The organism is Arthrobacter sp. MAHUQ-56 (assembly GCF_019710585.1).
In the GTDB taxonomy this organism is placed as follows: Bacteria; Actinomycetota; Actinomycetes; order Actinomycetales; family Micrococcaceae; genus Arthrobacter.
This window is the reverse complement of sequence record NZ_JAIFZQ010000016.1, coordinates 161,059-183,818: the sequence shown is the minus strand read 5'-3', so window position 1 is coordinate 183,818 and position 22,760 is coordinate 161,059. Positions and strand designations below refer to the sequence as shown.

At 67.1% G+C, this 22,760-nt stretch carries 19 protein-coding genes and 2 riboswitches; of the genes, 12 read left to right on the top strand and 7 right to left on the bottom strand.

Going from position 1 to position 22,760, the window contains the following annotated elements:
* Nucleotides 1-24 precede the first annotated feature (24 nt).
* Both cycA and K4G53_RS21295 read right to left on the bottom strand, forming a co-directional pair.
* Nucleotides 25-1,536 (bottom strand): D-serine/D-alanine/glycine transporter, encoded by a 1,512-nt coding sequence (gene cycA / locus K4G53_RS08755; RefSeq protein WP_260323447.1) that lies wholly within the window; start codon nt 1,534-1,536, stop codon nt 25-27.
* A gap of 154 nt (nt 1,537-1,690) precedes the next feature.
* Nucleotides 1,691-1,788: riboswitch (glycine riboswitch) on the bottom strand.
* A gap of 11 nt (nt 1,789-1,799) precedes the next feature.
* Complete coding sequence (locus K4G53_RS21295; RefSeq protein ID WP_260323446.1) at nt 1,800-1,931, bottom strand: hypothetical protein; 132 nt, start codon at nt 1,929-1,931, stop codon at nt 1,800-1,802.
* A gap of 135 nt (nt 1,932-2,066) precedes the next feature.
* Nucleotides 2,067-2,166, top strand: a riboswitch (glycine riboswitch).
* A 158-nt stretch (nt 2,167-2,324) separates the two neighbouring features.
* On the opposite strand from K4G53_RS21295, the gene gcvP reads away from it, so the two are divergent.
* The 7 genes from gcvP (at nt 2,325) to K4G53_RS08720 (ending at nt 12,189) form a co-directional block, all read left to right on the top strand.
* The gene (gcvP, locus tag K4G53_RS08750; protein ID WP_221385319.1) at nt 2,325-5,186 is read left to right on the top strand and encodes an aminomethyl-transferring glycine dehydrogenase; all 2,862 of its coding nucleotides are present in this window, start codon (nt 2,325-2,327) and stop codon (nt 5,184-5,186) included.
* A gap of 8 nt (nt 5,187-5,194) precedes the next feature.
* Nucleotides 5,195-6,307: a glycine cleavage system aminomethyltransferase GcvT gene (gcvT, locus tag K4G53_RS08745; RefSeq protein ID WP_221385318.1), complete on the top strand. Its 1,113-nt coding sequence runs from the start codon at nt 5,195-5,197 to the stop codon at nt 6,305-6,307.
* A gap of 45 nt (nt 6,308-6,352) precedes the next feature.
* The gene (gene gcvH / locus K4G53_RS08740; RefSeq protein WP_221385317.1) at nt 6,353-6,736 is read left to right on the top strand and encodes a glycine cleavage system protein GcvH; all 384 of its coding nucleotides are present in this window, start codon (nt 6,353-6,355) and stop codon (nt 6,734-6,736) included.
* Complete coding sequence (gene glyA, locus K4G53_RS08735; RefSeq protein WP_308287852.1) at nt 6,733-8,064, top strand: serine hydroxymethyltransferase; 1,332 nt, start codon at nt 6,733-6,735, stop codon at nt 8,062-8,064. The genes gcvH and glyA overlap by 4 nt, the downstream gene beginning before the upstream one ends.
* 291 nt (nt 8,065-8,355) lie before the next feature.
* Nucleotides 8,356-9,753 carry an L-serine ammonia-lyase gene (locus tag K4G53_RS08730; RefSeq protein WP_221385316.1) on the top strand — a complete coding sequence of 466 codons (1,398 nt, stop codon included), beginning with the start codon at nt 8,356-8,358 and terminating at the stop codon, nt 9,751-9,753.
* Nucleotides 9,754-9,766: 13 nt separating this feature from the next.
* Nucleotides 9,767-10,780 (top strand): lipoyl synthase, encoded by a 1,014-nt coding sequence (lipA, locus tag K4G53_RS08725; protein ID WP_221385315.1) that lies wholly within the window; start codon nt 9,767-9,769, stop codon nt 10,778-10,780.
* Nucleotides 10,781-10,872: 92 nt separating this feature from the next.
* Nucleotides 10,873-12,189, top strand: a complete 1,317-nt coding sequence (locus K4G53_RS08720) for an MFS transporter (protein ID WP_221385314.1) — start codon at nt 10,873-10,875, stop codon at nt 12,187-12,189.
* Between the two features lie 47 nt (nt 12,190-12,236).
* Here the strand turns inward: K4G53_RS08720 and K4G53_RS08715 are convergent, their stop codons facing one another.
* From K4G53_RS08715 to K4G53_RS08705, 3 genes are all read right to left on the bottom strand, one after another.
* Nucleotides 12,237-14,582: a glycoside hydrolase family 65 protein gene (locus K4G53_RS08715; protein ID WP_221385313.1), complete on the bottom strand. Its 2,346-nt coding sequence runs from the start codon at nt 14,580-14,582 to the stop codon at nt 12,237-12,239.
* Nucleotides 14,583-14,732: 150 nt separating this feature from the next.
* Nucleotides 14,733-15,470, bottom strand: a complete 738-nt coding sequence (locus K4G53_RS08710) for an HAD family phosphatase (protein WP_221385312.1) — start codon at nt 15,468-15,470, stop codon at nt 14,733-14,735.
* Nucleotides 15,471-15,673: 203 nt separating this feature from the next.
* On the bottom strand, nt 15,674-16,291 hold the full coding sequence (locus K4G53_RS08705) for an alpha/beta hydrolase (RefSeq protein WP_221385311.1): 618 nt from the start codon (nt 16,289-16,291) through the stop codon (nt 15,674-15,676).
* Nucleotides 16,292-16,460: 169 nt separating this feature from the next.
* On the opposite strand from K4G53_RS08705, the gene K4G53_RS08700 reads away from it, so the two are divergent.
* From K4G53_RS08700 to K4G53_RS08680, 5 genes are all read left to right on the top strand, one after another.
* A complete protein-coding gene (locus K4G53_RS08700) occupies nt 16,461-16,712 on the top strand; it encodes a DUF6458 family protein (RefSeq protein WP_221385310.1) in 252 nt (83 codons plus the stop codon).
* Between the two features lie 292 nt (nt 16,713-17,004).
* Complete coding sequence (locus K4G53_RS08695; RefSeq protein ID WP_221385309.1) at nt 17,005-17,811, top strand: DeoR/GlpR family DNA-binding transcription regulator; 807 nt, start codon at nt 17,005-17,007, stop codon at nt 17,809-17,811.
* Nucleotides 17,808-18,800, top strand: a complete 993-nt coding sequence (locus K4G53_RS08690) for a 1-phosphofructokinase family hexose kinase (RefSeq protein WP_221385308.1) — start codon at nt 17,808-17,810, stop codon at nt 18,798-18,800. The genes K4G53_RS08695 and K4G53_RS08690 overlap by 4 nt, the downstream gene beginning before the upstream one ends.
* Nucleotides 18,801-18,802: 2 nt before the next feature.
* On the top strand, nt 18,803-20,896 hold the full coding sequence (locus K4G53_RS08685) for a fructose-specific PTS transporter subunit EIIC (RefSeq protein WP_221385307.1): 2,094 nt from the start codon (nt 18,803-18,805) through the stop codon (nt 20,894-20,896).
* A gap of 63 nt (nt 20,897-20,959) precedes the next feature.
* A complete protein-coding gene (locus K4G53_RS08680; protein ID WP_221385306.1) occupies nt 20,960-21,235 on the top strand; it encodes an HPr family phosphocarrier protein in 276 nt (91 codons plus the stop codon).
* 149 nt (nt 21,236-21,384) lie between these two features.
* Here the strand turns inward: K4G53_RS08680 and K4G53_RS08675 are convergent, their stop codons facing one another.
* Nucleotides 21,385-21,819 (bottom strand): SRPBCC domain-containing protein, encoded by a 435-nt coding sequence (locus tag K4G53_RS08675; protein ID WP_260323444.1) that lies wholly within the window; start codon nt 21,817-21,819, stop codon nt 21,385-21,387.
* The gene (locus K4G53_RS08670) at nt 21,816-22,661 is read right to left on the bottom strand and encodes a class I SAM-dependent methyltransferase (RefSeq protein WP_221385305.1); all 846 of its coding nucleotides are present in this window, start codon (nt 22,659-22,661) and stop codon (nt 21,816-21,818) included. The genes K4G53_RS08675 and K4G53_RS08670 overlap by 4 nt, the downstream gene beginning before the upstream one ends.
* Nucleotides 22,662-22,760 lie beyond the last annotated feature (99 nt).

Genomic DNA, 22,760 nt, shown 5'->3' with positions numbered 1-22,760 from the left:
CGGCGGTGCGGTCCTCGGTGCCGATCACCGCTTGACCCGTTCGTCCGCGGCTTCAGCGGCGGCACCCGGCCGGACAGCCTTGCCTGATGCTGCCTCAGCGAAGTCCTGGTCTGCCTGGAGTTCAGCGTGGAAGGTGGCATAACGGGCCTGGTGCGCGGGCCGGCGCCGGAGGACGAACCATGCAGCGCCCAGCATGATGAACCACACCGGGGTAACCAGCAGCGCCATCAAGGTGTCCGGCTGGGTGGTGAGGGCCCAGATCACGAAGGCGAAGAAGGCGAAGACTACCCAAACCATGGCAACGCCGCCGGGCATCTTGAACTTCGATGCCTCATGCAGGTGCGGCCGCCGGCGGCGGAAGGCAACATAGCTGGCCAGGATGATGGACCAGACGAAGACAAAGCAGACGGCGGAGACGGTGGTCACCATGTCGAACGCCTTGCCCACGTCCTGGCCCGCGTACATGAGGACGACGCCGGACAGCAGCAGCACGCAGGAAAGGAACAGTGCGTTCTGGGGTACCTTCCGCCGGGACAGTTTGCCAAAGACGTCCGGTGCGTCGCCTTCCTGGGCAAGCCCGAAGACCATGCGGGAGGTGGAGTAGATGCCGGAGTTGGCGGAGGACATCGCGGAGCTCAGCACCACGAGGTTGACCACTGTGGCTGCGGCGCCGAGCCCCGCCAGGGAGAACATGGCGATAAAGGGGCTGTGGCCGGCCTTGAACTCGGTCCAGGGGGTGACAGCCATCAGGATGATGAGGGCACCTACGTAGAAGAGGAGCACCCGGATGGGGATGGAGTTGATGGCCTTGGGCAGGTTCCGCTCCGGGTTCTTGGCCTCGGCAGCGGTGGTACCCACCAGTTCGATGCCCACGAAGGCGAAGACGGCGATCTGGAAGCCGGCCACGAAGCCCATGAATTCGTTGGGGAAGAATCCGCCATGGCTCCACAGGTTGGTGAAGGTGGCAGGGCCGGCGTCGGACTGGAAACCGGTGAGAATCATGAACAGGCCAACGATGATCAGCGCGGCAATGGCGATGATCTTGATCAGGGCGAACCAGAACTCGGTCTCGCCGAAAGCCTTGACGGTGACGAGGTTCAGGAGCAGGAGGATGGCCACGGTGGCCAGGCCGGGAATCCACAGGGGAACCCCGGGCCACAGTTCACGGGAGTAGCCCGCGATGGCGATGACATCGGCGATGCCGGTGATGACCCAGCAGAACCAGTAGGTCCAGCCGGTAAAGAAGCCGGCCCACGGACCCAGCAGATCAGCGGCGAAGTCACTGAACGACTTGTAGTTGAGGTTGCTGAGCAGCAGTTCACCCATGGCACGCATGACGAAGAACAGCATGAAGCCGATGATCATGTACACGAAGATCACTGAGGGGCCGGCCGCCGAGATGGTCTTGCCGGAGCCCATGAACAGGCCGGTGCCGATGGCGCCGCCGATGGCGATCAGTTGGATGTGGCGGTTGCTGAGCTGCCGCTCCAGGTGCGCGGCTCCGCCGCCGGTGGACGTCGGGGAGTGGGTCGTCATTGAGGAACTCCATCGTTCGAGCGGCACCGGGGTGTCGCAAAGATTGGATTTCCTCCCCGCTCTGTCTGGGACCTGAGAGATTCCGCAGACCCAGCGAGGGCCCGCTTGCACCGTCGGTGAGCCAGGACAGGGCCCGGCTACTTTCCAGAGTTGCCTCACCGCGGCGGTACGTGGGCCTGAGAGTTTCCTGGGGAGGGTTTGCTCCTACGGCGCCTGCTGAACGTACCGGCAGGGCTCTCCCGCCGCAGGTCGAAGGCTCATTTTCAGTTGGACGCCACCGCCTCCGGGCTGCGGAGGTTGGGCGATGGGACCGGCGCCGGAACGGGGCTGCTCCGGTTACGCTGAGCCAGCCAGGCCTCGGCGCCAATCCCGGGGATCAGTGTGGTGCCCGTCACGATCGGATGTCAACCCGGGATGTCTTTTCGGGGCAACAGAGCGCCAAGGCCCCATTAGCGTGACGCCGCAATTTGTTTTTGCTTCAACAAACCTGTACCGTGTGAGCCGAATCACCCACATTTGAATAAGCCTTTCGAGCTGTGACGGGAGAGCCCTCCCGGCATCCACCGGACAGGCGCCGTAGGAGCAAATCCTCCCCAGGAATCTCTCAGGCCCATGTACCGTCACGGCGAGGCGACTCTGGAAAGCAGCGCTGCTCCGGCAGCACTCACCGACGGTGCAAGCGAAGTCCTGCCAAGAGCAGGCAACGCGGAATCTCTCAGGTCCAATACAGAGCGGGGAGGAACCCACCGCACGCCGTGCCACTTGGCCGGCCAGACCTGGAGTTCCTCATGACGATTCAATCCGCATCAACATCATTCGTTGACCGCCATATCGGCGCGCGCCGGCAGGCCGACGTCGACACCATGCTGAAAGCCGTCGGCTACGACAGCGTGGATGGCCTCGTCGACATGGCCGTCCCGGCCTCCATCCGGCAGGAAACCGCGCTGAAGCTCGCCGATGCCCTCAGCGAAGTGGAGGTCCTGGCTGAACTGCGCCGCCTCGCCGCCAAGAACAAGACCGCCGTGCAGATGATCGGCCAGGGCTACTACGACACCATCACCCCGGCCGTCATCCGCCGGAATGTCCTGGAGGCGCCGGCCTGGTACACCGCCTACACGCCCTACCAACCGGAGATCTCCCAGGGCCGGCTCGAGGCGCTGCTGAACTTCCAGACCATGGTCCAGGACCTGGTGGGACTGCCCATCGCCAACGCCTCGCTGCTGGATGAAGCCACCGCCGTGGCCGAAGCAGTCCTCATGATGCGCAGGGCCAATAAGAACAAGGCTGCCCGCGACGGCAAGACCGTCCTGGACGCCGACGTCCTGCCGCAGACCATCGCCATCGTCAAGGGCCGCGCCGAGGCGCTCGGCTTCGAGGTGGAGGTTGCCGACCTGTCCAAGGGCCTGCCCGAAGGCGACATCAACGGCATCGTGCTCCAGCAGCCCGGCGTCTCCGGCCGCGTCTTCAACCACGCAGGCGTCATTGCCGAAGCAAAGGAGCGCGGCGCGCTGGTGACGGTGGCCGCCGACCTCCTGGCGCTGACCCTGATCACCCCTCCGGGCGAGCAGGGCGCCGACATCGCCGTCGGCTCCACCCAGCGGTTCGGTGTCCCGCTGTTCTTCGGCGGCCCGCACGCCGCCTACATGGCAGTGGCCAAGGGCCTGGAGCGTTCCATGCCCGGCCGCCTGGTGGGCGTCTCCAAGGACGACGCCGGTGTTCCCGCGTACCGACTGGCGCTGCAGACCCGCGAGCAGCACATCCGCCGCGAAAAGGCCACGTCCAACATCTGCACCGCGCAGGCGCTGCTGGCCATCGTCTCCTCCTTCTACGCCGTCTACCACGGACCCGACGGGCTGAAGGCCATCGCCGAGCGTGTCCACAACAACGCCCGCGCCCTCGCCACCACGCTCAAGATCGCGGGCCGGGAACTGGCCACCGAGGCGTTCTTCGACACGGTCACGGTCTCCGTCCCCGGCAAGGCCGCCAAGGTCATCACCGCTGCAGAAGCACGCGGCATCAACCTGCGCCACATCGACGCCGACACCATCGGGGTCTCCGTCGATGAAACCACGACGCCGGAAATCCTCTCCGCGGTCGCCGTCGCCTTCGGCGCCGGCCCCGTGGTGGACGCTGCGGGCTTCGACCTGCCGTCCGGGGTGCTCCGCACTTCTGAGTTCATGCAGCACCCGGTCTTCAACACCCACCGGTCCGAAACCCAGCTCCTGCGCTACATCCGCAGGCTCTCGGACCGGGACCTGGCGCTGGACCGCACCATGATCCCGCTGGGCTCGTGCACCATGAAGCTGAACGCCACCGCCGAGATGGAGGCCATCTCCTGGCCGGAGTTCGCCTCAATCCACCCCTTCGCCCCGGAGTCACAGACCAAGGGCTGGCGGGAACTGATCAGCGGCCTGGAAGCCGACCTGGCGGAAATCACCGGCTACGACCAGGTGTCCCTGCAGCCGAACGCCGGATCCCAGGGCGAGCTGGCCGGCCTGCTGGCCATTCGCGGCTACCACCGCGCCAACGGTGATGCCCAGCGCAACGTCTGCCTGATCCCCGCGTCGGCCCATGGCACCAACGCCGCCTCCGCGGTTCTCGCGGGCATGAAGGTCGTCGTCGTCGCCACCGCAGCGGACGGCACGATCGACCACGAGGACCTGTACGCGAAGATCGAGGCGAACAAGGACGTACTCTCGGCGATCATGATCACCTACCCGTCCACCCACGGCGTCTATGACGCGGACGTGACTGAGATCTGCGAGGCTGTCCACGCCGCCGGCGGCCAGGTCTACGTTGACGGTGCCAACCTGAACGCGCTGGTGGGCCTGGCCCAGCCGGGCAAGTTCGGCGGCGACGTGTCCCACCTGAACCTGCACAAGACCTTCTGCATCCCGCACGGCGGCGGCGGGCCCGGCGTCGGACCGGTCGCAGCCAAAGCGCATCTGGCACCGTTCATGCCCGGCGACGCCAACAACGCTTCCTCCGAGGGAACAGTGGAAGGCCACGGCGTGGCCATCAGCGCCTCGAACTTCGGTTCGGCCGGTGTCCTGCCGATCTCCTGGGCTTACGTGAAGCTCATGGGCGGCGAAGGGCTGACCGAGGCCACCAAGGCAGCGCTGCTCGCAGCGAACTACGTCGCGACCAGGTTGAACGAATACTTCCCGGTCCTCTACACCGGTGAGGGAGGGCTCGTGGCGCACGAGTGCATCCTGGACCTGCGCGACCTGACCGCCAAGACCGGCGTCACCGCGGAGGACGTGGCCAAGCGCCTCATCGACTTCGGCTTCCACGCCCCCACCCTGGCGTTTCCGGTGGCCGGCACCCTGATGGTGGAGCCCACCGAATCCGAGGACCTGGCCGAGATCGACCGCTTCATCGAGGCCATGATCACCATCCGCAAGGAAATCGACCAGGTGGCCAACGGCGACTTCACTGTCCAGGACTCCCCGCTGCGCAACGCACCCCACTCCGCGTCCGCCGTCGTGGACTCCGAATGGACCCGCCGGTACAGCCGTGAGCAGGCCGTCTTCCCCGTCCACCACCTCAAGCAGGACAAATACTTCCCGCCGGTAGGCCGCATCGACGGCGCCGGTGGAGACCGGAACCTGATCTGCTCCTGCCCGCCGCTGTCCGAGTTCGAAAACTAAGGATCCCCATGACCGAGAACTACACAGCTCTCTACGAAGAGCACAAGAAGCTTGGCGCCTCCTTCACCGACTTCGGTGGCTGGCAGATGCCGCTGAAGTACAGCTCCGAACTGGCCGAACACCACGCCGTCCGGAACGCCGCCGGCCTGTTCGACCTCTCCCACATGGGCGAAGTCTGGGTGACCGGCCCCCAGGCCGGCGCCTTCCTGGACTACGCCCTGGTGGGCAAGTTGTCCGCTATCGCGGACGGCAAGGCCAAGTACTCGCTGATCTGCAACGCCGACGGCGGCATCATCGACGACCTCATCACGTACCGTTTCGGCGATGAGAAGTACCTGGTGGTTCCCAACGCGGGGAACGCACCCACTGTGGCCGCCGCCCTGGCAGAGCGCGCTGCGAACTTTAACGTGACAGTGGAGGACGCTTCGGCCGCAACTTCGCTCGTCGCAGTCCAGGGACCCAAAGCCGAGGCCATCCTGCTCAAGCTCACGGATGAGTCCCAGCACGCCCTGGTCACCGGCCTGAAGTACTACGCGTTCAACGAAGTCAGCGTGGCCGGCCACGATGTCATCCTGGCCCGCACCGGCTACACCGGTGAAGACGGCTTTGAGCTCTTCCTCCCGAATGAAGGCGCCGCTTCCCTGTGGGAGTCCGTTGCCCAGGCCGGGGAAGAGTTCGGCATTGTCCCCTGCGGCCTCGCATCCCGCGATTCGCTCCGCCTTGAAGCGGGCATGCCGCTGTACGGGAACGAGCTCTCGCTGGAGCGTTCACCCTTCGATGCCGGCCTGGGCCCTGTGGTGGCGCTCACATCCAAGGAAGGCGACTTCGTGGGCCGGGCGGCACTCGAGGCAGCCAAGGAGGCCGGCACCAAGCGCAAACTGGTGGGCCTGAAAGGTCATGGCCGCCGCGCCGGCCGTGGCGGCTACCCCGTCCTCAAAGACGGAAACGTGGTGGGCGAGGTGACCTCGGGCCAGCCCAGCCCCACCCTGGGATACCCTGTGGCACTGGCCTACGTCGACGTCGAGCACGCCGGGCTGGGCACCGCCTTGGACGTGGACCTGCGCGGCAAGGCCGAGCCCTTCGAAGTCGTCGCACTGCCCTTTTACAAGCGCCAAAAATAGCCCGGCGCGCCCGCACACTGAACCCCTAACTTAAGGAAACACACCATGGCTAAAGTTGCCGCTGAACTGAAGTACTCCGCCGAACACGAATGGATCGCCGCTGATGGCTCCGGCCCGTCCGTGGTGGGCGTGTCCGCTGTTGCCGCCGAGGCGTTGGGCGACATTGTGTACGTGGACCTGCCCGAGGTTGGTTCCACTGTGACCGCAGGCGAGACCTGTGGCGAGATTGAGTCCACCAAGTCCGTGTCCGACCTGTACTCCCCCGTGACCGGCGAGGTCACGGAGGTCAACGACGACGTGGTCAGCGACCCTGCCGTGATCAACAACGACCCCTACGGCGCCGGCTGGCTCTTCAAGGTCACCGTCACCGAAGAGGGCCCGCTGCTGTCTGCACAGGAATACGCCGAAGCAAACGGCGGCGAACTGTGAGCGGCGCTTCATCTGCCGCGGGCACCGTGGCGTTTGAACAGGTGGTCTCCCCCAGCCTGAACGAGGACCTGTCCGTGCTGGACCCCGAGATCGCCGCGAAGATCGACGACGAGCTCACCCGCCAGCGTGACGGACTTGAGATGATCGCCTCCGAGAACCACACCGCCGTCGCCGTGATGCAGGCGCAGGGCTCGGTCCTGACCAACAAGTACGCCGAGGGCTACCCGGGCAAGCGCTACTACGGCGGCTGTGAGCACGTGGACGTCATCGAACAGCTCGCCATCGACCGCGTCAAGGCACTGTTCGGCGCGGAGTACGCCAACGTCCAGCCGCACTCCGGCGCTCAGGCCAACGCCTCGGTGATGCATGCGTTGATCAAGCCGGGCGACACCATCATGGGACTGAACCTCGCCCACGGCGGCCACCTCACCCACGGCATGAAGATCAACTTCTCCGGCAAGCTCTACACAGTGGTCCCGTACGGCGTCCGCGAGGACACCCACACCGTGGACATGGCCGAAGTGGAGCGCCTGGCCCAGGAGCACAGGCCCGCGCTGATCGTGGCCGGCTGGTCCGCCTACGCCCGGCAGCTGGACTTCGCCGAATTCCGCCGCATCGCCGACTCCGTCGGTGCGTACCTGATGGTGGACATGGCACACTTCGCCGGGCTGGTGGCCGCCGGGCTGCACCCCTCCCCTGTGCCGCACGCGCACGTCACCACCTCCACCACGCACAAGACCCTCGCCGGTCCGCGCGGCGGCATCATCCTCACCAACGACGCCGACATCGCCAAGAAGATCAACTCCGCCGTGTTCCCGGGCCAGCAGGGCGGCCCGCTGGAACACGTGATCGCGGGCAAGGCCGTGGCGTTCAAGATCGCCGCGTCTGCCGAGTTCAAGGAGCGCCAGGAGCGCGTCCTGGCCGGCGCCCGGATCCTGGCCGAGCGCCTGGTCCAGCCCGACGTCACGGCCAAGGGCATCAGCGTGGTGTCCGGCGGCACCGACGTGCACCTGGTCCTCGTTGACCTGCGGAACTGCGAACTCGACGGCCAGCAGGCCGAGGACCGGCTCGCCGCGATCGACATCACCGTCAACCGCAACGCCGTCCCGTTCGACCCGCGCCCGCCGATGGTCACCTCCGGCCTGCGGATCGGCACCCCGGCCCTGGCCACGCGGGGCTTCGGCGAGGACGCCTTCCGCGAGGTGGCGGACATCATCGCCGAAGCATTGACGGCCGACGCCGACGCGGACCTTTCCGGGCTTCGTCACCGCGTAGAGGCCCTCGCCAAAGCGCACCCGCTCTACCCGGGCGTCGCACCCCTATCCTGATCGTCCGGTCACCCTTTTGCCCGGTGGGGCCGGCATCCTCCGCGTGCTCGGTCGCGTAGACGCCCGCTGAGCGGACGTGACGCTCCCTTAGACGCACGCTTCCGGATACCGGTCCCACAGGGGCGAGAGTCGCCTACCTTGAGAGTCCACGGCGATAGCAGCCTGCGAAGCTGCTACGAGGGTGGCTGGGGGGATTCCGGAAGCGTGCGTCAGAGGCGAGGAACGAGCCAGCACGCGGAGGAATTCCGTCAGCCGCCCACCCCAACCACCGTTTAGTTAGGAATACCCGTCATGGCTGTTGGAGTCTTTGATCTGTTTTCGATCGGGATTGGGCCTTCGAGCTCTCATACTGTGGGGCCGATGCGGGCTGCTGCCGTTTTTGCGGAGGAGCTCAAGGGCCTGGGCAAGCTCGCGGACGTGGCGTCGCTGCGGGTGGATCTTTACGGGTCCCTCGCCGCCACTGGCCACGGGCATGGGACGATGACCGCAATCCTGCTGGGGCTGGAGGGGTTCCATCCGGAGCTGATCCTGCCGGAGGAGGTGGAGGAGCGGCTGGCCGCGATCGCGGAGACCGGGACCCTGAACCTGGCGGGCGCGGTGCCGCTGCCGTACGGCGTGCAGGACATGGTGCTGCGGCCGCTGACGGTGCTGCCGCGGCACACCAACGGAATGACGTTCACGGTCTCCGACCCCGATGGCAACGTCCTCCACACCGCCACGTTCTTTTCCGTGGGCGGCGGGTTCATCGTCCGTGAAGGCGAAGAGGACGCGGCCCTGCAGGAGCTGGAGGAGTCGAAGAAGGAGCTGCCGCTGCCGTTCCGGACCGCCGCCGAACTGCTGGAGCACTGCCGGGACACCGGACTGGGGATCAGCGACATCATGCTCCTCAACGAGAAGTCCTCGCGGGACGAGGAGGAGATCCGCGCCGGCCTGCTGCACATCTGGTCCGTCATGGAGGCCTGCGTGCAGACCAGCCTCAAACGGACCGGACTGCTGCCCGGCGGGCTGAAGGTCCGGCGCCGGGCCCCGGACTGGCATGACCGCCTGCTCAAGGAGGACAAGGACCGGGACCCCAAGTACTGGCAGGAGTGGGTGAACCTGGTGGCCCTGGCGGTGAACGAGGAGAACGCCTCCGGCGGCAGGGTGGTCACCGCCCCGACCAACGGCGCCGCCGGCATCATTCCCGCCGTGCTGTACTACGCCCTGCATTTCGCGCCCGGGATGGAGTCCGCCACGCAGGAGGACCGCGACGGTGTGGTGGTGAAGTTCCTGCTCGCCGCCGGCGCCGTCGGCGTGCTCTACAAGGAGCAGGCCTCGATCTCCGGGGCCGAGGTGGGTTGCCAGGGCGAGGTGGGATCCGCGTCGTCGATGGCCGCCGCGGGCCTGGCCGAGGTGATGGGCGGGACCCCGGCGCAGGTGGAGAACGCCGCGGAGATCGCGATGGAGCACAACCTGGGCCTGACCTGCGACCCGATCGGCGGGCTGGTCCAGGTTCCGTGCATCGAGCGGAACGCGATCGCCGCGGCCAAGGCGATCAACGCCGCCAAGATGGCGCTCTGGGGCGACGGCACCCACCGCGTCTCGCTGGACGAGGTCATCATCACGATGCGCGAAACCGGCAAGGACATGAGCGACAAATACAAGGAAACAGCGATGGGCGGCCTCGCCGTCAACGTCGTGGAATGCTAAGGAAAGAGTACTGATGACATTGGCACCTGAGGGCCGGAAGATGCTGCGGATCGAGCAGCGTAATGCTGCGGTTCCGGTCGAACGCAAGCCGGAGTGGATCAAGGCCAAGGTCCAGATGGGGCCCGAGTTCGTCGGGCTGAAGAACCTGGTCAAGAAGGAAGGCCTGCACACCGTCTGCGAAGAGGCCGGCTGCCCCAACATCTTCGAGTGCTGGGAAGACAAGGAAGCGACCTTCCTGATCGGCGGCTCCGAATGCACCCGCCGCTGCGACTTCTGCCAGATCGACACCGGCAAACCCTCACCCCTGGACCGGTTCGAACCCACCAAGGTGGCCCGCTCCGTCCAATCCATGCAGCTGCGCTACGCCACCGTCACCGGCGTCGCCCGCGACGACCTCGACGACGAAGGCGTCTGGCTCTACGCCGAAACCGTCCGCAAGATCCACGAACTGAACCCCGGCACCGGCGTCGAACTGCTCATCCCCGACTTCTCCGGCAACCCCGACCACATCAAGGCGATCTGCGACTCCAAGCCCGAAGTCTTCGCCCACAACGTCGAAACCGTCCCCCGCATCTTCAAGCGCATCCGCCCCGCGTTCCGCTACGACCGCTCCCTGGACGTCATCACCCAGGGCCGCAACCACGGGATGGTCACCAAATCCAACCTCATCCTGGGCATGGGCGAAACCCGCGAAGAAATCTCCGAAGCCCTCCGCGACCTCCACGACGCCGGCTGCGACCTGATCACCATCACCCAGTACCTGCGCCCGTCCGAACGGCACCTGCCCGTGGACCGCTGGGTCAAACCCCAGGAATTCCTGGACCTGCAGCACGAAGCCGAAGACATCGGCTTCCTCGGCGTCATGTCCGGACCCCTGGTCCGCTCCTCCTACCGCGCCGGCCGCCTCTGGGCCACCGCCATGCGCAAGAAAGGCCGCGACATCCCCGCCGAACTCGCCCACATCGCCGAAGGCATCCAGGACTCCGGCACCACCCGCCAGGAAGCCAGCACCCTCCTCGCGGGATAATCCTGCGAAGAGGGCGCTGCCTGGTGCCGTGGGGGACACCAGGCAGGACCGGCCGCAGCACGACCGCATAAACTGCCCCCTAAACTGGCCCTATGCCCACGCCCAAAGCCTTGCGGCCCTTTGCCCATCGAGAGTACCGGGTGCTGATCGCGGCACTGGCCATCTCCATCTTCGGGTCCGGTATGTGGGCCGTTGCCATGGTGTACCAGGTGATGCGGCTCGGCGGCGGCCCGCTGGACCTGTCCCTGGTGGCCGCCGCCGGCAGTGCCGGCCTGGTGGCGTTCGTCCTGGCCGGCGGCATCGCGGCGGACAGGGTTCCGCAGCGGCGGCTCATCGTCGCCGTGGAGGGCGCCAACCTCGCGGTGATCGCCGCCGTCAGCGGGCTCGCCATGGCGGGCTGGCTCCAGCTGTGGCATGTGGCGGTGGCCGCGTTCGTGCTGGGTGTCGGGGCCGCCTTCTTCTTCCCCGCCTACTCGGCCATCCTGCCGCGCATCCTTCCCGCGGAGGACTTGCTGGCGGCCAACGGCATGGAGGGATCCATGCGCCCGGTCCTGCAGCAGGCGGCAGGCCCTGCGGTGGCGGGCGTCCTGGTGGCCGCCCTGTCACCCTCCCATGCGGTGACGGCCGTGGCCGCATGCCACCTCGCGGCCTTCGCCATCCTGAACTTCCTGCGCAGCGGGAAGCCTGGGAATCCCGCCCCCACCGCAGACGGCGAAGAAGCAGCGGAAGGCGGGGACCGCCGTCGTCCGTCCTTCTTCCGGGACCTGCGCGAAGGCGTGGCCTACACGCTGGGCACCCCGTGGCTGCTGTGGACGCTGCTCTGGGCGTGCATCTCCGTGCTGTTCCTGATTGGCCCCATCGAGGTCCTGCTGCCGTTCGTGGTGCGCGACCAGCTCGGCGGTGATTCGAGCATGTTCGGGTTCCTGCTCGCGGTCATGGGCGTCGGCGCGGCCCTGGGCTCGCTGCTCACGGCGTCCTTCCGGCTGCCGCGGCGCTACCTCACGGTGATGATGGTGTCCTGGGGCGCGGGCAGCCTGCCGTTGGCGGCGATCGGCGCCATGGACAACTTCTGGGCCATCGGCGCGGCGCTGTTCGTTTTCGGCGCCACCGGCAGCGTGGGCATGGTCATCTGGGGGACGCTGCTGCAGCGGAGGGTTCCGCCGCACCTGCTGGGGCGGATTTCCAGCCTGGACTTCTTCGTGTCCCTGGCCCTGATGCCGGTGTCCATGGCCTTGGCCGGGCCGGCCGCGGCGGTCCTGCCCGTCTGGCTGATCTTCCTGGTGGCCGGCGGAGTGTGCCCCGTCATGGCCGTGGTGGCCCTGGCCGCTGCGCGGATGCCCCTGGACGAAGTGGCGCATCCGCTGGACGCTGCACCGGAGGCGGAACGCACGACGGCGGCAGGAGACTAAGGCGGCACGGCAGGGAAAAGCTGCCGTGCCGCCGTCGACCGTCCTGTTCAGCTGTTGCCGCGCACCACGGGGATGCTCGCCGTCGGCAGCCCGCTCGGGAACACGGTACGCACCGGCTCGGTGACCCGTTCCAGCGGCATCTGCACAGGCTCACCGCCCACCAGGAGGCGCCGGCCGCGGACATCAACCTCCAGCGGCTCGCCCTCCTGCACCGCAAGCGTGATGTCACCCGGTCCGAGCTGGACCAGCAGGAGCCGGCCACGGATCTTCAGGTGGAACGTCAGCCCCTCCCACTCGGCGGGCAGGCGCGGATCGAAGTACGGGACCGGGCCCTGGTCGCGCATACCGGCGAACCCGCAGACCAGCGAGCTCCAGACGCCGCCGGTGGAGGCGATGTGCACACCGTCGATCGTGTTGCCGTGGGTATCGTCAAGGTCGATGAATGCAGCGTTGGTGAAGTGGTCCAGCGCTTCCCCGGAGTAGCCCACCTCGGCCGCCATGATCCCCTGGACGCAGGCGGACAGGGTCGAGTCGCCGGTGGTGATGGGGTCGTAGAAGTCGAAGGCGCGGTGCTTTTCCTCCGCCGTGAAGTCCTGCCACTGCAGGAACATGGCCAGGACGGTGTCCGCCTGCTTGAGGACCTGGTGGCGGTAGATCACCAAGGGGTGGAAGTGCAGCAGCAGGGGATACTTCGACCGGGGTGTGGTCCAGTCCCACGCCTCCAGGGTCATGAAGTCGTTGTCCTGCGAGTGCACCTGCATCCGGTCATCGAACGGCAGCTGCATGCGGTTTGCGGCCGCCTCCCACAGCTGGCGCTCCTCCTGCGTTACTTCCGCGTGGTCCAGCGCGGCAGCGGCGCGCAAATTGAAGCGTGCCATGACGTTCGTGTACAGGTTGTCGTTTACTACGGCGGTGTACTCGTCCGGGCCGGTGACCCCATGGATGTGGAACAGCCCGTCCTTGCCGAAGAAGCCCAGGGAGATCCACATCCGGGCCGTCTCGATCAGCAGTTCGGCGCCCATCCCGTCGCGGAAGGCCCCATCCCCCGTTGCCCACAGGTACCTGTTGGTGGCGAAGGCGATGGCGGCGGCGATGTGGAACTGCGCGGTGCCCGCCGCGTAGTAGGCGCTGGCTTCGAGGCCGTTGATGGTGCGCCACGGGAAAAGGGCGCCGTCCACACTCAGCTCCTTGGCCCGGATCTTGGCCTCGGGAAGCATGCCGTGCCGGAACTCCAGGACCTGCCGGGCGCCGTCGGGGTTCGTGTAGGTGAGGTAGGGCAGCAGGTACACCTCCTGGTCCCAGAAGTAGTGCCCCTCATAGCCCGATCCGGTGACGCCCTTGGCCGGGATGCCGGCAACGTCCGCACGGGCGGTGGCCTGCGCCAGCTGGAAGAGGTTCCAGCGGATGGCCTGCTGCAGCCCGGGGCCGCCGCCGTCCACCACGATGTCCGAGGTGGCCCAGTAGCCGCGGTAGTGCGACTCGCTCTCGGCGAAGATATCCTGCACCGGACGGAGGCCTGCTTCGGCCATTTCGGCCGCGTCGGCGTCGAGGTCCTGGACTGCGCGGCCGGCTGCGTAGCTGACGCTCTTTTCCAGCCGGAACGGCGCATCGGCGTCCACGGCCAGGACGTAGCGCACGCTGCTGTCGTCCTGGTCCACGAGTGTCTCAAACGGCTGGTGCCCTGCGGAGGTCCAGTGCTCCACGGCGATGCCGACGCGCTGCTTGGATTCCGCGGCTTCCCAGGCCATGCGCAGGGAACCGTCGCCGCCATCCAGCCGCAGCGGCAGCAGGACGCGTCCGGCGTGGCGGCCTGCCCGCCGCGGATCGTGCACCGAGTGGTCTTCCACCGGCTGGTCCTGGCGGTTGATCACCGAGGACGTGACATCCAGCGACACCTGCCGGTCCGTGGCCACTTCCAGCGAGATGCCCAGGCTCCCGCGGGACGCGAAGCCCACCGCCCGCCGCTCCGTGGTGGTCACGACGGCGCCCGACCGGCACTGCCAGGTGATCCGGCACTCGTAGATTCCGGTGGCGAAGTCAACGGAGCGCCGGTAGGCGAGCACCTCGGATTCGGCCAGCGTGAGGTTTTCCCCGTCCACCACCACCGTGAAGTTGTTGGCGTCCGGGATGTAGAGGATGCGCTGGCCGGTGCGCGCGAACCCGAACGCGTTTTCGGCGTGCTTGATGTCCCAGATTTCGTGCAGCCCGTTGATGAAGCTGCCCGGCAGTTCGGAGTCGGCCGCGGCCCAGTGGGCGCCGCGGATACCCAGATGCCCGTTGCCCAAGGCAAAGAGGGTTTCTAAAGTTCCCGCGTCACCCGCTTCGTGGCGGGTTTCGAGGAGCTGCCAGGGGGTGTCGGGGAACCGTTCGCGGTCCGCGTTGAGAATAGCCATGGTGTTGGGGTCCTTTGGCCTTGCTGTCCTGCCGGTGGGGGGCCGGCCGGGGTGCGTGTTGAAGACGGGGGTGGGGTGGGCGGGACGGTGGCCAGCGGGGGTACTGGGCGGGCCGCCCCGTTGTGGCTGCTGCCGGGGGAAGGCAGCGGTTTAGGGGATCAGCTCCTGGAGATCGCCGACCACCACGGTCGCGCCGGCGTCAAGGAGGGCCTGCCGGCCGGCGCCGCGGTCAACGCCGATGACGGAGTGGAACGATCCCGCCTGCCCGGCCTGTACGCCGGATACGGCGTCCTCGACCACCACGCAGTCCTCGCTGGGCAAGTCCAGCAGTTGCGCGGCGTAGTCGTAGGTGGCGGGGCTGGGCTTGCCCGGAAGGCCCTGCTCCGCGGCCACCACGCCGTCCACCACCACGGGGAAGTGGCGGCTGAGGCCGGCCGCGGCCAGGACGGCGGGGGCGTTCCGGGAGGAAGAGACGACGGCGACCTTGAGTCCGCGCGCCAGGGCGGCTTCGAGGAAACGCACGGACCCTTCGAACGGTTCGACGCCGTCGCCCACGATGTCATTGAAGATGCGGTTCTTCCGGTTGCCCAGGCCCTGGACGGTTTCGTTCGCGGGGTCGTCGTCCTGCGGGCCCTCCGGAAGCGTGAGCCCGCGGGATGACAGAAAGTCCCGCACTCCGTCAAAGCGGGGCTTGCCGTCGATGTGGTCGAAGTAGTCGCTCTCGCTATAACCACGGGCCTGGGGGTGGGAGGCCAGGTAGCCTTCGAACAGTTCCTGCCAGGCGCGCTCATGTACGGCGGCCGTGGGGGTCAGCACGCCGTCCAGGTCGAACAGGATCCCCGCCGCCCCGGTCCAGACGGCGGCATGGGGTGAGGATTGCTGTGTCATCGGCAGTGCGTTGTCCTTTCAATGTGCGGATGGCCGGCCCCGCCGGGGCAGCCAGCGGAGGAGCCGGTAGACAACATGCACACGGCATTGCCTCCTTTATCCGCCCGCTGCAGGACCGATCATGACCGTAGGAAAGTGTAAGCGCTTACAAATTTGGCGTGCAACTGTTTTTTCCGCCCATGCCACTGCCGGCGGCACGGGAGTCAGCGGAGCACGTAGTGCCGCAGGAATGCGCTGACATCCACCATCTCCGTTTTGGACATGGCGTGCCCCATTCCGGGGTAGGTGCGGGCCGTCAGCCGCGTGTTCTTCTCCAGCCATTCGGCGGTGTAGGCGATGGCGTCCTCGTTGATCACCAGGTCTGCTTTATCCCGTCCCCAAAAGAACGGCGGCTTCTCGTCGAAGGAGTCCGTCATGGTGAGCAGCTCGTTGTTGAGCACGAAGCCCGACAGGCCCACCACGGCCCGGTACTCCTCCGGGTGCAGCCGCAGGAGGGTGCTGGCCATGGCCATGCCCTGCGAGTACCCCATCAGGGTGACGCTGCTGTGCTGGTCCTTGACGGAGTTGATCCACCCCTGCACGGCGTTCGCGGCAGCGATGACGTCCGCAAAATCGTTGGCCAGGAAGTAATCCAGCAGGAACCAGCCCCAATGGTCGCCGATGGGCATGGGAGCCCTCAGGGCGGCAAACGTGAACTCCTGCGGCAGGTATTCAAAGAGCCGGACCATCCGTGACTCATCAGTGCCGTAGCCATGCATCATCACCAGCAAGGGCGTGCCGGCACGCTGGCCTTCGGGCCTGGACCATACAACTGTTTCCACCGGATCAGCCTAACGAGGGATAACGGTCCAGCCACGGTCATTGAAACCGCCAATACCGGGAGGTAGCGTGGCGATTGATAGACAGCAGGCTTAGCAGTGGCAGTGTACGCAACACCAACAGGCAGCACCCACCCAGCGCCGCGCAGCACGCGGCCGTAAGGAGCAAGTCATGAGAATCGGCTCGTCAATCTTCCTCATCGCCCTCGGTGCCATCCTCGCCTGGGCCGTGGCCCCGGGCCTGATCCCGTTCATTGACCAGCAACTGGTGGGGTACATCCTGATGGCCGTCGGCGTTATCGGGCTCATCGCCTCGCTCATCCTCGCCTCCCCCAGCCGGCGCCGGGTGAGCGAATCCCGTTCCGCCATCGACCCCAACACCGGCGAGCGCATCACCCGGCACGAAACCCGCGACGGCATCTAGCCCGGGCGGGACGGCGGCGGGAAGCGGCACCACGCATAGATCCCGCAAAGCCGGGCTGGGCCTTGATGGCTCCAGCCCGGCTTTTTCCATGCCCGCGCAGAGGGTGTTCGGACGGACATGAAGGAGTAAACGGCAGGGAAGCCCCGGTATGCGCGCGAAAACCCGCGCCCGGGGTGCTGGATTTTGTTTCATGTTGGTTTCCATTGACAAACCCACAGAAGCAAAGATAAAGTCAAGTAACTCAACATCAGAGTGATCCAGGTCACGAGAGCAGCTACGCAACGGAGGGTAAGTGTTCGCGGAGGAGCGCCAGCAAAAGATTGCCGAGCTTGTGGCCGGCAGTGGCCGGGTCAGCGTGACCCTGCTGGCCGAGCGCTTCCGCATCACCACCGAAACTGTCCGCCGGGACCTGGCAACCCTGGAAAGCGCAGGAACCGTGCGCCGCGTCCACGGGGGTGCAGTGGCGGCGGACCGTTTCAGCACCACCGAGGAAAGCGTGACGGAGCGCGCCATCCAGCGCCCGGAACAGAAGATCCGGATTGCCGAAGCCGCGCTTGCCCTGATCCCCCGCAACGCTCCCGCCAGTGTGCTGGTGGACGGCGGCACCACCACCGAAGTGCTCGCGGACCTGCTCGCCCGGCAGACCGCCGCCGAACCCGCAGAGGGCAACGGGACCCGGCCGGAACTGGTGGTCATCACCCACGCGGTGCCCATCGCCAGCAAGCTCTCCACCGTTCCCGGCATCGCGCTGCAGATCCTGGGCGGCCGGGTACGCGGAATCACCCAGGTGGCCGTGGGCCAGGCAACCGTCGACGCCGCTGCCAGGCTTCGGCCGGACATCGCCTTCATCGGCACGAACGGCATCCACGCCAGCTTTGGCGTCAGCACTCCCGATCCCGAGGAAGCCGCCGTCAAGGCAGCTTTCGTCCAGTCGGCACGCCGCATTGTGGTGCTGGCCGACTCCTCCAAGCTGGACACGGAAACCCTGGTCCAGTTCGCCTCCCTGAAAGATCTGGACACCTTGATTACAGACAGCCAACCCGGACCTGAACTCGCAGCCGCCCTGGAAGAGGCCGGCGTGGACGTGGTGATCGCATGATCGTCACCTTCACGGCCAACCCCAGCCTGGACCGTACCGTCGCCCTGCCGGGTCCGCTGCAGCGCGGCGAGGTCCAGCGGGCGGTCTCCGTCAGCCAGGAATCCGGCGGCAAGGGCGTCAACGTCTCCCGGGCGCTGGTGGCCTCCGGCCTCGAATCCTTGGCAGTCCTCCCCGGCGCGGACAACGATCCCGTCCTTGCCGGGCTGCGGGAGCAGGCGGTGCCTTTCGTGTCCCTTCCCATCGATGAGACGCTGCGCACCAACGTGGCACTCACCGAGCCCGGCGGCGTGACCACCAAGATCAACGAACCCGGGCCCGTGCTCGACGAAAACGAGCAGGAAGCCCTCCTCAAGCTGCTGGTGGAAAGCTCGCGCGGCGCCAGCTGGGTGGTCCTGGCCGGCTCCCTGCCGCCCGGCTTCCCCGGGGACTTCTACGCGACGGCGGCCCGCCGCCTGCGTTCCTCCGCCGACGGCGCATCCTCGGCACGTACGCCACTGATCGCCGTCGACTCGTCCGGACTGCCCCTCGCCGCCGCCCTCACCGGCGGCCCGGAGGGTATGCCGGACCTCCTCAAGCCCAACGCCGAAGAACTGGCGGAACTGGCCGCAGCCGCCGGTTTCGCCCCGGCCACCGGCGACGAACTGGAAGCGGACCCGGCAGCTGCCGCCGCAGCCGCAGCCGCCGTCGTCCGTTCAGGTGTGGGTGCTGTGCTGGCAACTCTCGGATCCAAGGGAGCTGTCCTGGTAACAGCCGACGGCGCGTGGCTGGCCACGCATCCGCCGGTCTCCGCGGTCAGTACCGTCGGCGCGGGCGACTCCGCCCTGGCCGGCTACCTGCTCGCCCACGGCCAGGGCGCGGCCCCGGCCGACTGCCTTCGTCAGGCGGTGGCCCATGGTGCCGCCGCTGCCTCGCTGCCGGGTTCCACTGTTCCGGCAGTACACCAAACCACCCCGGATGCCGTAACCATCACGGCCCTTCGAAAGGATTGACAGTGACTCAGCTCATCACCACGGAACTGGTCGAGCTCGACCAGAACCTGGGCAACGCGCCCGAGACGGTGATCCGGCATCTGGCAAGCAAGGTAGCTGCCACCGGACGCGCATCAGAAGTGGAGGGCCTCTTCGCCGACGCCTTCGCCCGCGAGCAGAAGACCGCCACGGGCATCCCCGGCGGCATCGCCATCCCGCACTGCCGCTCGGCCGCCGTCACGGTGCCCACCCTGGCCATGGCACGCCTGAACCCGAAGGTGGACTTCGGCGCCAAGGACGGCCCTGCCGACCTCGTGTTCTTCATCGCCGCGCCCGACGGGGCCGACCAGGAACACCTGAAGCTGCTCTCGAAGCTGGCGCGGTCCCTTATCAAGAAGGACTTCACCGCTGCCCTGCGCAACGCGTCCTCCGAGGCTGAGATCGTCGAGCTCGTCAACGGCGCCCTGGCTGACAAGCCGGCGGCCCACGCCGCAGCCGCCCCCGCTGATGCGGTACCGGTCGGCGCGAGCGTCGGCGCAGGTTCTGCCCCGGCGGCCGCCACCACCGGCGAGGCTCCGGCAGGTTCCGCCGCCCGCGGCCCCAAGCGCCTCGTCGCCGTGACTGCCTGCCCCACCGGCATCGCGCACACCTACATGGCCGCCGATTCCCTGGTGGCAGCAGCCAAGGAAGTCGGCGTGGACCTGCAGGTGGAGACCCAGGGCTCCTCCGGTGCCAAGGCACTGGACCCTGCCGTCATCGCCGCAGCGGACGCCGTAATCTTTGCCGTCGACGTGGACGTTCGCGGCAAGGAACGTTTCGCTGGCAAGCCCGTGGTCAACGCACCGGTCAAGCGCGGCATCGACGAACCGGACAAGATGGTCCAGGAAGCCCTCGCCGCGGCCGACAACCCCAACGCCCGCCGCGTCCCGCACTTCGGTGCGGAGGAGCAGGCCGAGCACGAGGCCGAGGAAAAGGGCGAGCACATCGGCCAGAAGCTCAAGAAGGCCCTGCTCACGGGTGTCAGTTACATGATTCCGTTCGTGGCCGGCGGCGGCCTGCTGATCGCCCTCGGCTTCCTCATGGGCGGCTACCTGATCACCAAGTACGCGGACACCATCGTGGTCCAGAACAGCCTCTTCAACCTGCCCACGGAATTCCCTGAGAATGCCTGGGGCCCGCTGGGTGCCTACCTCGGCGCCGTGCTGTTCAAGATCGGTGCCCTGTCCCTTGGCTTCCTTGTTCCGGCGCTGGCCGGCTACATCGCGTACGCCATCGCAGACCGTCCCGGCATCGCCCCCGGCTTCGTCGCCGGTGCTGTTGCCGGGTTCATGGGAGCCGGCTTCCTTGGCGGCATCGTCGGCGGCCTGCTCGCCGGCTACATCGCCCACGTGGTGGGCCGCCTGCAGGTGGCACGCTGGCTGCGCGGCCTGATGCCCGTTGTCATCATCCCGCTGCTGGCCTCCCTGGTGGCGTCCGGCCTGATGTTCCTGATCCTGGGCGGCCCGATCGTCGCCATCACGAACGGCCTGAACGGCTGGCTCTCCGGCCTCACCGGCGCAGGAGCCATTGCCCTCGGCGTGATCCTCGGCCTGATGATGTGCTTCGACCTCGGCGGCCCGGTCAACAAGGTTGCCTACTCCTTCGCCGTCGCCGGCCTGGGCGCCGCAACCATCGACAACCAGGCCCCGTGGCAGATCATGGCAGCGGTCATGGCGTCCGGCATGGTTCCCCCGCTGGCCATGGCGCTGGCTTCGACCGTCCTGAACAAGAAGCTGTTCAGCCTCGCCGAGCAGGAAAACGGCAAGGCAGCCTGGCTGCTGGGTGCCTCCTTCATCTCCGAAGGCGCCATCCCGTTCGCCGCGGCCGACCCGCTGCGCGTCATCCCTGCCAGCATGCTGGGCGGCGCCGTCACCGGAGCCATTTCGATGGCTGCAGCCGTGGGTTCGAAGGCCCCGCACGGCGGCATCTTCGTCTTCTTCGCCATCGACAACTTCGTGATGTTCGTCGTCTCAATCGCCGTCGGAACCGTCGTCACGGCACTGTCCGTGATCGCCCTCAAGCGCTGGGCAGTGAAGAAGACCGTTGATACGGTTGAACCGGTTCCCGTAACCGCCTGAGCCGGTCCCACCCACCTACCTTCCGGTGCTGAACATCAGCCGCCGAACGACAAAGGAGCAAAAATGCCAGAACGCACCGCAACCGTCGCCAGCCGCGTGGGCCTGCACGCACGCCCCGCCGCCATCTTCGCCGAGGCTGCAGGCGAGTTCGACCTGGACATCACCATCGCCCGTGAAGGCGAGCCCGCGGACGAGGCCATGGATGCCGCCAGTATCCTGTCCCTCATGAGCCTGGGCGCCGAGCACGGCGACGTGGTGGTCCTCCGCGCCGAAGGTGCGGGTGCGGACGACGCTCTGGAACGCCTGGTGCAGATCCTGGAAACGGACCACGACGCCTAGTAGCACTTAACGCACTGACCAGCCGGCCGCCGTCGGGCGCCTTCCCACCAGGGAAGTGCCCGACGGCGGCTGCTTGGCTTAAGCGGCGGCCCCACCACTGGCGCGTCCACCCAACTGGGTCAGCCGGGCCCCAACTGGATCAGCGGGGGTCAGCCGCGTTCGGCGAGCGCCTTGACGTCACCCACGAGCTTGTCCCACATGGCCTTGGAATGGGCGGCCGCCTCGGGGGTGGGGTTGTTGTCCTGGGCGAGCGTCAGCCGGGTGGCGCCGCCCTGGTCCTCAAGGGTCCATTCCAGCGTGTGGTAGTTTTCCGGCTTGTCCTCCTGGCCGGACATGGGGCTGAAGTGGGTGTAGACCAGCTTCCGGCCCGGGACGATGTCCCTGATTTCGCCCTTGTCCTGGAACGGCTTGCCCTCCCACTCGCCCTGCCAGGTGATCGGGCTTCCCACTTTCCAGTCGGTCTGCACCTCGGCCCCGAACATGAACTCCTTCACCGCCGCCGGGTCGGTGATCACTTCCCAGACGCGGCCGGGCCGGGCTTCGATGGTAGTCGTGGAGGTTGCCACATGGTCTTCCGGCATCATGATGCCTTCCGTGCCGTGAACAGCAGGTACTCCCATTCCATCTGGAACGGGACGTCACCGTGTGCGTCGCCGAAGGAGTCGGCGAGTTCGGTGAGGGCCTTGTCCAGTGCGGCCACCTTCTCCTGGTCCTCGCCGAGGAACTTGTAGACGGAGATGATGGGGCCGTAGTGGGATTTGAAGTAGCGGACAAAGTCGGCCGGCTGGTGGAAACTGCGGACCGCCAGGTTCTTTTTGCGGGTCTGGATGTCGGTGATCCTGCTGCCCAGCAGTTCGCGGACATGCTCTTCATTCCCCCAGAGCGGCGCCGGCTGTGCACCCGGCGGAGGCGGCGGCGCGAAAGGCTTCAGCACGGCGAACATCTGCCCGATGAAGCCTTCCGGCGTCCAGCACAGCAATCCGATGCTGCCTCCCGGCTTGCACACCCGCAGCAGCTCGTCGGCGGCCGCCTGGTGGTGCGGGGCGAACATCACGCCGATGCATGACATCACCGCGTCGAACTCGCCGTCGCCGAACGGCAGGGCCTCAGCGTCGCCTTCCTGCCACTCCAGGCTGACGCCCCGGTTGGCCGCCTCCCGCCGTCCTGCCTCGAAGAGTTCCGGGGTGAGGTCGCTGGCCACCACTGAGGCGCCCATCATTGCCGCGGGAATGGCGGCGTTTCCGGTTCCTGCCGCCACGTCCAGGACGCGCTGCCGCGGCTTGATCCCGCAGGCCTCAACCAGGACAGCCCCCAGTTCCAGGAGCATTTCGTCCGCAAGGGCCGGGTAGTCCCCCGAGGCCCACATCGCCCGGTGCTTCTTCTTGAGCTCCCGGTCCGCCTCCACCGTGCTGGTCTGGTCGTCCATGCCCGCGCCCCTTTACGTGTCCGTTCAATGAGTATCAGCACGCTGTTGGCACAGCGGAGGCTGTGATGCGACCCATTGTGGACGCGCCCCGTCACGCTG

Coding starts and splice junctions, on each gene's coding strand:
- cycA (WP_260323447.1), bottom strand. CDS start 1,536: ATGACGACCCACTCCCCGACGTCCACCGGCGGCGGAGCCGCGCACCTG.
- gcvP (WP_221385319.1), top strand. CDS start 2,325: ATGACGATTCAATCCGCATCAACATCATTCGTTGACCGCCATATCGGC.
- gcvT (WP_221385318.1), top strand. CDS start 5,195: ATGACCGAGAACTACACAGCTCTCTACGAAGAGCACAAGAAGCTTGGC.
- gcvH (WP_221385317.1), top strand. CDS start 6,353: ATGGCTAAAGTTGCCGCTGAACTGAAGTACTCCGCCGAACACGAATGG.
- K4G53_RS08730 (WP_221385316.1), top strand. CDS start 8,356: ATGGCTGTTGGAGTCTTTGATCTGTTTTCGATCGGGATTGGGCCTTCG.
- lipA (WP_221385315.1), top strand. CDS start 9,767: ATGACATTGGCACCTGAGGGCCGGAAGATGCTGCGGATCGAGCAGCGT.
- K4G53_RS08720 (WP_221385314.1), top strand. CDS start 10,873: ATGCCCACGCCCAAAGCCTTGCGGCCCTTTGCCCATCGAGAGTACCGG.
- K4G53_RS08715 (WP_221385313.1), bottom strand. CDS start 14,582: ATGGCTATTCTCAACGCGGACCGCGAACGGTTCCCCGACACCCCCTGG.
- K4G53_RS08710 (WP_221385312.1), bottom strand. CDS start 15,470: ATGACACAGCAATCCTCACCCCATGCCGCCGTCTGGACCGGGGCGGCG.
- K4G53_RS08700 (WP_221385310.1), top strand. CDS start 16,461: ATGAGAATCGGCTCGTCAATCTTCCTCATCGCCCTCGGTGCCATCCTC.
- K4G53_RS08690 (WP_221385308.1), top strand. CDS start 17,808: ATGATCGTCACCTTCACGGCCAACCCCAGCCTGGACCGTACCGTCGCC.
- K4G53_RS08680 (WP_221385306.1), top strand. CDS start 20,960: ATGCCAGAACGCACCGCAACCGTCGCCAGCCGCGTGGGCCTGCACGCA.
- K4G53_RS08675 (WP_260323444.1), bottom strand. CDS start 21,819: ATGATGCCGGAAGACCATGTGGCAACCTCCACGACTACCATCGAAGCC.
- K4G53_RS08670 (WP_221385305.1), bottom strand. CDS start 22,661: ATGGACGACCAGACCAGCACGGTGGAGGCGGACCGGGAGCTCAAGAAG.